7 protein-coding genes and 2 pseudogenes are annotated in these 6,830 nt (G+C 64.2%); 3 read left to right on the forward strand and 6 right to left on the reverse strand.

Features of this window, described 5'->3' with window-relative positions:
• Window positions 1–53 precede the first annotated feature (53 nt).
• On the forward strand, window positions 54–851 hold the full coding sequence (locus ACZYZ4_RS15635; RefSeq protein ID WP_463862347.1) for an AI-2E family transporter: 798 nt from the start codon (window positions 54–56) through the stop codon (window positions 849–851).
• Between the two features lie 57 nt (window positions 852–908).
• On the opposite strand, the gene ACZYZ4_RS15640 is transcribed toward ACZYZ4_RS15635, so the two are convergent.
• Together ACZYZ4_RS15640 and ACZYZ4_RS15645 are read right to left on the reverse strand one after the other, a co-directional pair.
• Window positions 909–1,634 (reverse strand): redox-sensing transcriptional repressor Rex, encoded by a 726-nt coding sequence (locus tag ACZYZ4_RS15640; protein ID WP_463862349.1) that lies wholly within the window; start codon window positions 1,632–1,634, stop codon window positions 909–911.
• A gap of 90 nt (window positions 1,635–1,724) precedes the next feature.
• On the reverse strand, window positions 1,725–1,979 hold the full coding sequence (locus tag ACZYZ4_RS15645) for a glutaredoxin family protein (RefSeq protein ID WP_463862351.1): 255 nt from the start codon (window positions 1,977–1,979) through the stop codon (window positions 1,725–1,727).
• Window positions 1,980–2,104: 125 nt separating this feature from the next.
• On the opposite strand from ACZYZ4_RS15645, the gene ACZYZ4_RS15650 reads away from it, so the two are divergent.
• Window positions 2,105–2,923, forward strand: coding sequence for an HAD family hydrolase (locus ACZYZ4_RS15650; protein WP_463862353.1), 819 nt, complete (start codon window positions 2,105–2,107; stop codon window positions 2,921–2,923).
• 135 nt (window positions 2,924–3,058) lie between these two features.
• Here the strand turns inward: ACZYZ4_RS15650 and ACZYZ4_RS15655 are convergent, their stop codons facing one another.
• The 4 genes and pseudogenes from ACZYZ4_RS15655 to ACZYZ4_RS15670 form a co-directional block, all read right to left on the reverse strand.
• A complete protein-coding gene (locus ACZYZ4_RS15655) occupies window positions 3,059–3,157 on the reverse strand; it encodes a 30S ribosomal protein bS22 (protein ID WP_003792170.1) in 99 nt (32 codons plus the stop codon).
• Window positions 3,158–3,313: 156 nt separating this feature from the next.
• Complete coding sequence (locus tag ACZYZ4_RS15660; protein ID WP_463862355.1) at window positions 3,314–3,526, reverse strand: helix-turn-helix domain-containing protein; 213 nt, start codon at window positions 3,524–3,526, stop codon at window positions 3,314–3,316.
• Between the two features lie 143 nt (window positions 3,527–3,669).
• Window positions 3,670–4,776 carry a 3-deoxy-7-phosphoheptulonate synthase gene (locus ACZYZ4_RS15665; protein ID WP_463862357.1) on the reverse strand — a complete coding sequence of 369 codons (1,107 nt, stop codon included), beginning with the start codon at window positions 4,774–4,776 and terminating at the stop codon, window positions 3,670–3,672.
• A 249-nt stretch (window positions 4,777–5,025) separates the two neighbouring features.
• A pseudogene (locus ACZYZ4_RS15670) lies at window positions 5,026–5,953 on the reverse strand (FGGY family carbohydrate kinase); the annotation flags it as partial.
• 621 nt (window positions 5,954–6,574) lie between these two features.
• Between ACZYZ4_RS15670 and ACZYZ4_RS15675 the strand changes: the two are divergent.
• Window positions 6,575–6,830: pseudogene (locus tag ACZYZ4_RS15675) on the forward strand (hypothetical protein); the annotation flags it as partial.

Raw genomic sequence — 6,830 nt, forward strand, 5'->3', positions numbered from 1 at the left:
CAGTTGGACTGCACCCAGCAGCCGAACTGACATCCGACCTGCAAAGGACCCTCATGAGCACGCCTGTCCCGCCTCCCGTCCCGAACGAGCCCGAACCCGGCAACCAGCCGCCAGCGCCCCGATACGGCGAGAACAGCCCGCAGTTCGGGCAGCCAACGCCACCGGCGCCACAGTATGGGCAGAACGCCCCGCAGTATGGCCAGCAGACTCCCCCGGCGCCTCAGTACGGGCAGAACGCCCCGCAGTTTGGGCAGAACAACCCGCCGCAGTTCGGCCAGCCCACACCTCCGCCCTATGGCCAGCAGCCGTACGGACAGTCCCCCTACGCCCAGTTTCCCTCTGAGCAGCCGCAGGCCACGGGATCCAACGGGGTTCCCCAGTTGGTCAATATCTCGTTCTGGCTGCTGATTGCCTCGGGTGTGGTATTTGTGATCAGCCTGCTCATGGGCATCGGCATGCTGGACGACCCGGCGATGCGCAATGCCTTCGAAGAGGCCATGCGCAGCGGCGGCGCTACTGGTACGGAATTCGCGTTCGACGACTTCAAGGGTGTCCTCGCCGGATCGCTCGTAGTCCTGGCGATCATCGGTGCTGGCTTGTACGCACTGGTGGCGTTCTTCGTCCGCAAGGGCAAGAACTGGGCCCGGATCCTGGGCACCGTTTTCGCGGCGCTGTCCGTTGTCAGCCTCTTTGGCGTACCGAGCTTCGGAACCCTGGGAACGCTCGCGGGGATCGCGGCCATCGTGCTGCTCTACCTGCCGGCGGCGGCACCCTACTTCCGCAAGCAGCAGGCGTTCGGCAGCCCGTACGGCGCCCCGGGCACCACGCCTGGCAACCCCTACGGCCAGTAGTACCAACGAGTCGAGTCCACACCCTAACGGGCGTGGACCCCACCATCCGCCGAAGAACTAGGCGGTCGGGTCCGGGGTCTGCGCCCGTTGGGCGTGGTAGGCGAGGATCTGCAGTTCGGTGGCCATGTCCACCTTGCGGAGGTTGACGCCCTCGGGGACCTGCAGCATAACGGGGGCGAAGCTCAGGATGCTGTGGACGCCGGCCGCCACCACGCGGTTGCACACGGCCTGCGCCACGGCGGCCGGAAGCGCCAGGACCACCATGTTGGCGCCCGTCCGCTGCAGCACCGCCTCCATGTCCGCGGCGTCGCTGACCCGCAGCCAGCCCACCTCATTGCCCACCACCATCTGGTCGGCGTCGAAAATTGCCACCACGTCAAAGCCGCGGGACTCGAAGCCGCCGTAGCGGGCCAGGGCTTTGCCCAGGTTACCCGCGCCAACAATGGCGACCTTCCAGTCATGGGTCAGCCCCAGGGCCGCGGAGATGTGGCGGCTCAGGTACTGCACTTCGTAGCCCACGCCGCGCGTGCCGTAGGAACCCACGTAGGAGAGGTCCTTGCGCAGAGTTGACGAGCTCACGCCCGAAGCTTCCGCCAGGGATTCCGAGGATACCCGTTCGACGCTGTCGGACAGCAGCGCGTTAAGGGCGCGCAGGTAGATGGTCAACCGGGCCACTGCCGCGGGCGGTATCTGCTTGGCGGCCTCTGTGCCGTGGCCAGGCGGTGTCCCGTGGTTATTCTCTGCACCTTGGACAGCCTGGGGAGATGAATCCAGCGAAGTCACTATCCCCTCCATCCCATCGCGTCGTGACTCCACTCTAGAGCCCCGCCGCTGGTGCCAACAAAGCCGGTGTCATTTTGCGAGGCCGCTTTCCTATTGGGCCATGGCGCGTTGGAGGACGCGCTCCAGCCGGGCTTCGTCGATCTTCCAGAAATCGCGCTGGATTCCATCCACCAGGACCACGGGGATTTCCTCCGCGTACCGCTCACGCAGTTCCGGCAGTTCGTCCACCAGCTGTTCCGTCCACCCAAGTCCCAGCAAGGCAGTAACGCGTCCGACGGCGTCGCGCGCCGCTGCGCACAGGTGACAGTCTGCTTTGGTGATGAGGACTACCTCGGGTTTTGCCATGCATTAACCGTAACGCCCTTCGGGGCAGTGGGCAGGGCCGACGGCGGGGCACGCGGAGGGGCGGGCACTGGCACTGGCACTGGCACTGAAATCTTGGTCACCGAGTATTGACTAGACTCGTGGACATGCCCGAGGAGAAGTACGTCGCTGTGGTGACCCAGCCGGATGCGTTGATGCAGACCGGCGAAGCCGCCTTCTTCGACGTCGACAACACCCTGATGAGGGGCGCCAGCCTTTTCCATGTTGCCCGCAAGATGTACCAACGCGGCGCCTTTACCATGACGCAGGCTGCGGGGTTCGCGTGGAAGCAGTTCAAATTTGTGGCGCGCGGCGAGAACATGGACGACGTCCACGCTGTCCGCGATTCCGCCCTCACCCTCGCTGCGGGCATCACAGTGGAAGATGTCAAGGCCTTGGGTGAAGAGGTCTACGACGAAATGATCGCGTCCAGGATCTGGCCCGGCGCCAAGGCACTGGCGCAGCAGCACCTCCGCGTGGGCCGGCGGGTCTGGCTGGTCACCGCAACCCCCATTGAGGTCGCCGCGGTCATTTCCACCAGGCTGGGCCTGACCGGAGCCTTGGGCACGGTAGGCGAGGTTGCCGACGGCTTATACACCGGACGCCTGGTGGGTGACATCCTGCACGGTGCAGCCAAGGCTGTGGCTGTCCGGGAACTGGCCGACGCCGAAGGCCTGGACCTCAAACGGTGCTGGGCCTACAGCGATTCCTACAATGACATCCCGCTGCTGACAGTGGTGGGGCACCCGGTGGCCATCAACCCCGATTCCAGGCTCCGCCGCCACGCGCGGGACAACAACTGGCCGGTCTACGATTTCCGTTCCGGCCGCCGCGCCGCCACCCTGGGGCTCAAGGCAGCAACGGCCGGCGGCGCCGTGTACGGTCTCTGGCGCGGATACTCCCGGATGCGCGGCACCCGCATCTAGGTAGCAGTACATGTCCCTTATGGGGGCCCCTAGCGTCACCTGAGGCGACCTAGTTGGGCTGGACGTTACCGCTTAGACGCAAAAAATGCCCGCTGCCGGAGAGGCAGCGGGCATTTCACGCTTGTCGAAGTATCTCTACTTCTTATTACGCCGCTGGTGACGGGTCTTACGAAGCAACTTGCGGTGCTTCTTCTTGGCCATACGCTTGCGACGCTTCTTAATAACTGAACCCACGAAAGTTCCTCACAAACTAGATGCAGTACCTGTCTGATGGAACTGGTCCGTGGACAGAGCTACAGACTGAAACAACTGACAGATTCTTACAATGACGTAAAACGTTCCTTAACAGGGTACCGCTTCTTGGCGATGCCCACTGACCGCAGGTAATGCTCAGGCGGTTTCGGTGCGCCCGTCCACCACAGCACCCTTGAGGTACTGCTCGACGGCGTTCTCCGGCACACGGTAAGACCGACCGAAACGCACCGCGGGCATTTCGCCGGAATGAACCAGCCGATAAACGGTCATTTTGGAGACGCGCATGACCTCGGCCACTTCGGCCACGGTCAGGAACTTCGCGTTCGAGAAGTTCTGTTCTGCGGACATTTCCCTATTCCTTTGCTGACGGATGACGACAGTAACCCCAGCTGTGTTTCATATGCGGTGTGCCGATGCTGAGCCATCCACCAACCATGTGTTAGATACTCTAGAGGTTCATGGGGCTGTAGTGAAAGTCATCCGGGCAATCACTAAGCGGTGCGGCGCTTCCGGGCGGACGCCGCGAGCTGATCGAGGACCGAAACGGATACGTCCCAATCCATGCACGCGTCCGTGACACTCTGGCCGTAGACCAGTTCCGCGCGGCCCGCCGCGTGCTCGGTGACGTCCAGGTTCTGGGCACCGCCCACCAGGAAGCTCTCCAGCATGACACCCGCGATGGCTTGGGCCGCCTCGCCGCCGTCCTCCAGCTGCGAGCCGATTTCCAGTGCCACTTCCGCCTGCCGGTGGTGGCTCTTGCCGCTGTTGGCGTGGCTGGCGTCCACGATCAGCCGGGGGTTGAGCCCCTTGCCGGCGAGCTTGGTGGAGGCGCTTTCGACGTCAGCCGCTGAGTAGTTGGGCCCCTTGCGTCCACCCCGGAGGATAACGTGCGTGTCCGGGTTCCCGGCGGTGGCCACCAACGCAGCCCGCCCGTCGCCGTCGATCCCCAGGAAAGCCTGCGCGGCAGCGGCAGCGCCGCACGCGTCGAGCGCGACCTGGAGGTCGCCGTCGGTCCCGTTTTTGAATCCGATGGGCATGGAGAGTCCGGAGGCAAGCTGGCGGTGGATCTGGCTTTCGGTGGTGCGGGCCCCGATGGCTCCCCAGGAGATCAGGTCCGCCATGTACTGGGGGCTGATGGGTTCCAGGAATTCGGTGGCGGTGGGCAGTCCCAGCGCGGTGACCTGCTGCAGGAACTCCCTGGCGGTCCGGAGCCCAGTGACCATGTCGTGGCTGCCGTCCAGGCGCGGATCGTTGATCAGGCCCTTCCAGCCCACCGTCGTGCGGGGCTTTTCGAAGTAGGTGCGCATCACGATCAGGAGGTCGTCACGGTGCTTCTGTGCCTGGCTAACCAGCCGGCGGGCGTATTCCAGCCCTGCCTTGGGATCGTGGATGGAGCAGGGGCCAACGATGACCAGCAGCCTGTCGTCCACGCCGTCCATGATGGCGCGGACTTCGTCGCGGCCACGCTCGACGACGTCCGTCACCCGGGCGTCCAGAGGCAGCGCGGCGATGAGCTCCTGGGGCGTGGGGAGCGGCGTGAATTCGCTGACGCGCAGATTGGACGTGGATTTTGAGGGAGTGGCTGTCGCGGTGCTCATGTTCGGGTCCTGTTCCAGATAGGAAGCGGGCCCAGATCAGAACCCGCCGGAGAAATGGCGAAGGGCAGAGAATGATCTCTGCCCTGTTGGCTCTGAAGGAAGATGGATGCGTGTCAGTTAGACGCGGGCTCCTCCAGAGCCAACGAAAAATACGCATACCAACGGTTTGTCATAGGCAAACCATAACCGCGGGCTGCGATGGCCGCAAAATCGCGGCCGTCACACGTGGAAATCCGAAGTCCTTGGTGGTTACAGGCGGGAGAGCTGCGGCATGAACGTCTGCAGCTCGTGCGATGACACCACCAGGCGGCGTAGTTCCGTGAGCCCTCCGCTGACGTGCCCGGCGGCGCGGGCCTGGACCAGGACATTCCCGACGGCGGTCGCTTCCACCGGCCCGGCCACCACTTTTTTGCCGGTGGAATCGTCCGGGTTGACCTGCGGGCCGCCCGGGGGCAGTGCCGCTGCGTCGTCGAGCAGATCAGTGAGTTCCGGGGTGTAGCCTTCGTCCGCCCAGGTCCGCTGGCATTCGCTGAGCAGCCAGAGCCCGCCCATGTTACGCAGGTAGCGGATGGTGCCGTCCACGCCGCGCTCGTTGGTGAAGTTCGCTTCCCGGCTGGCCTCAGTCAGGACCGGACGATTCAGTTCCAGCCCCACCAGGGACCAGGTGTTGGAGGAGATATACGCGAAGTTCTCTTCCTCAGCTGGGACGGCGGCGACGGCGGAGGCGGTGTCGTGCGAGCCGACGGCCACCACCTTGGTGCCGGTTGGCAGTCCCCCCTGGACGCAATCTCCGGCAGCAGGGTGCCGATCGTTTCGCCGGGCTCGATCAGCGGCGCGAACAGCTTCCTGGGCAGGCCAGGGCGGTGAAGAACTCGGTGGCCCACTCCCCCGCGACGGCATCAAAGAGACCCGTGGTGGAGGCGTTCGTGGATTCCGTGCGGCGATTTCCGGTGAGCAGAAACGCGATCAGGTCCGGGATCAGCAGCGCCTGCACACCGTCCAGGTCCGGCTCGGAGGCCAGTTGGTACAGGGTGTTGAACTGCAGGAACTGCAGGCCGGTGGTGCCGTAGAGCCGGGCCGGGTCCAGTTTCTGGTGGACGGGCGCGACGGCGGCGCGACTGCGGTCATCACGGTAGCTGTAAGGCTGGGCCGTAAGTTCCCCGGCGGCGTTGACCAAGCTGCGGGCGGAGACTGCCTTCTTGAAAAAAGCCAGCGCCTACTTCGCGCGGGAGCAGCGGTAGTGAGCAAGTATGAATTCATTGATTCCCAAAAAGCTGTGCCCGCCAATTTGAATTCCGTGGTGAAAATGTGAAATCCCCGCGGCAGCTCACGTGGCCTTTCACGGACTGGGATCCGGGCAACTGCGCTAGCTGCAACTGACCGACATCCACGAAGGACGCCTCCATCTGGGCCAGCGCACCATCCACTGGCCAAACGGGTCCGGCTGGACTCCCGTGAACAGGCGCACCGCCCTGGACAGCGCCCCTGTCGGCGACCAGATCGCCACCTCCGGAGCGAACCGCTACTCTGCCGTCCTGGCTCATCCAGGCCTCAATAGCGGCTAACGCCACACACCTAATGTGCTGGCGCGCCCATCACGACCTCAGAACATGTGGTTCGATAGCACCTACGCGGGCATCTTTTAGAGCATCGCGCGCCCTTGACAGCCAGTCCAGGCCTGAGGAACATCAAAGGTGCCGTTGCGCCTGGCTGTCTCTCGGAAGCCGACCTGCGGTCCGGCTTCTCGAAGGGATATCGGATGCAGTCAGCACTCCCTCGTCTCAGATCCTTCTGGAGTGTGACCACAACCGCCGCCCTTCTGGCGGTTTCTGTCGCGGGTTGCGCCAGCGCTCCGGCGGCTTCGCCACGGTCCCCTGCGGCTGATGTTCGGATCGCCGCTGTCGGTGACATGAACGGCGTCAAGACCTATGCGCCTGACAGCCCGTCCGGTCGGAACGGTGCGGCGATCACCCGGCTCGTGCAGAACAACGAGATTGACGCGTTCCTAGGGATCGGGGACTTCCAGTACGACGCCGCGTACTGCGAAGACTACG

This window comes from Pseudarthrobacter adonitolis, assembly GCF_055412845.1.

Bases quoted from the DNA above. Each gene is read 5' to 3' on its own strand.
- ACZYZ4_RS15635 (WP_463862347.1), top strand. From the start codon at position 54: ATGAGCACGCCTGTCCCGCCTCCCGTCCCGAACGAGCCCGAACCCGGC.
- ACZYZ4_RS15645 (WP_463862351.1), bottom strand. From the start codon at position 1,979: ATGGCAAAACCCGAGGTAGTCCTCATCACCAAAGCAGACTGTCACCTG.
- ACZYZ4_RS15650 (WP_463862353.1), top strand. From the start codon at position 2,105: ATGCCCGAGGAGAAGTACGTCGCTGTGGTGACCCAGCCGGATGCGTTG.
- ACZYZ4_RS15660 (WP_463862355.1), bottom strand. From the start codon at position 3,526: ATGTCCGCAGAACAGAACTTCTCGAACGCGAAGTTCCTGACCGTGGCC.
- ACZYZ4_RS15665 (WP_463862357.1), bottom strand. From the start codon at position 4,776: ATGAGCACCGCGACAGCCACTCCCTCAAAATCCACGTCCAATCTGCGC.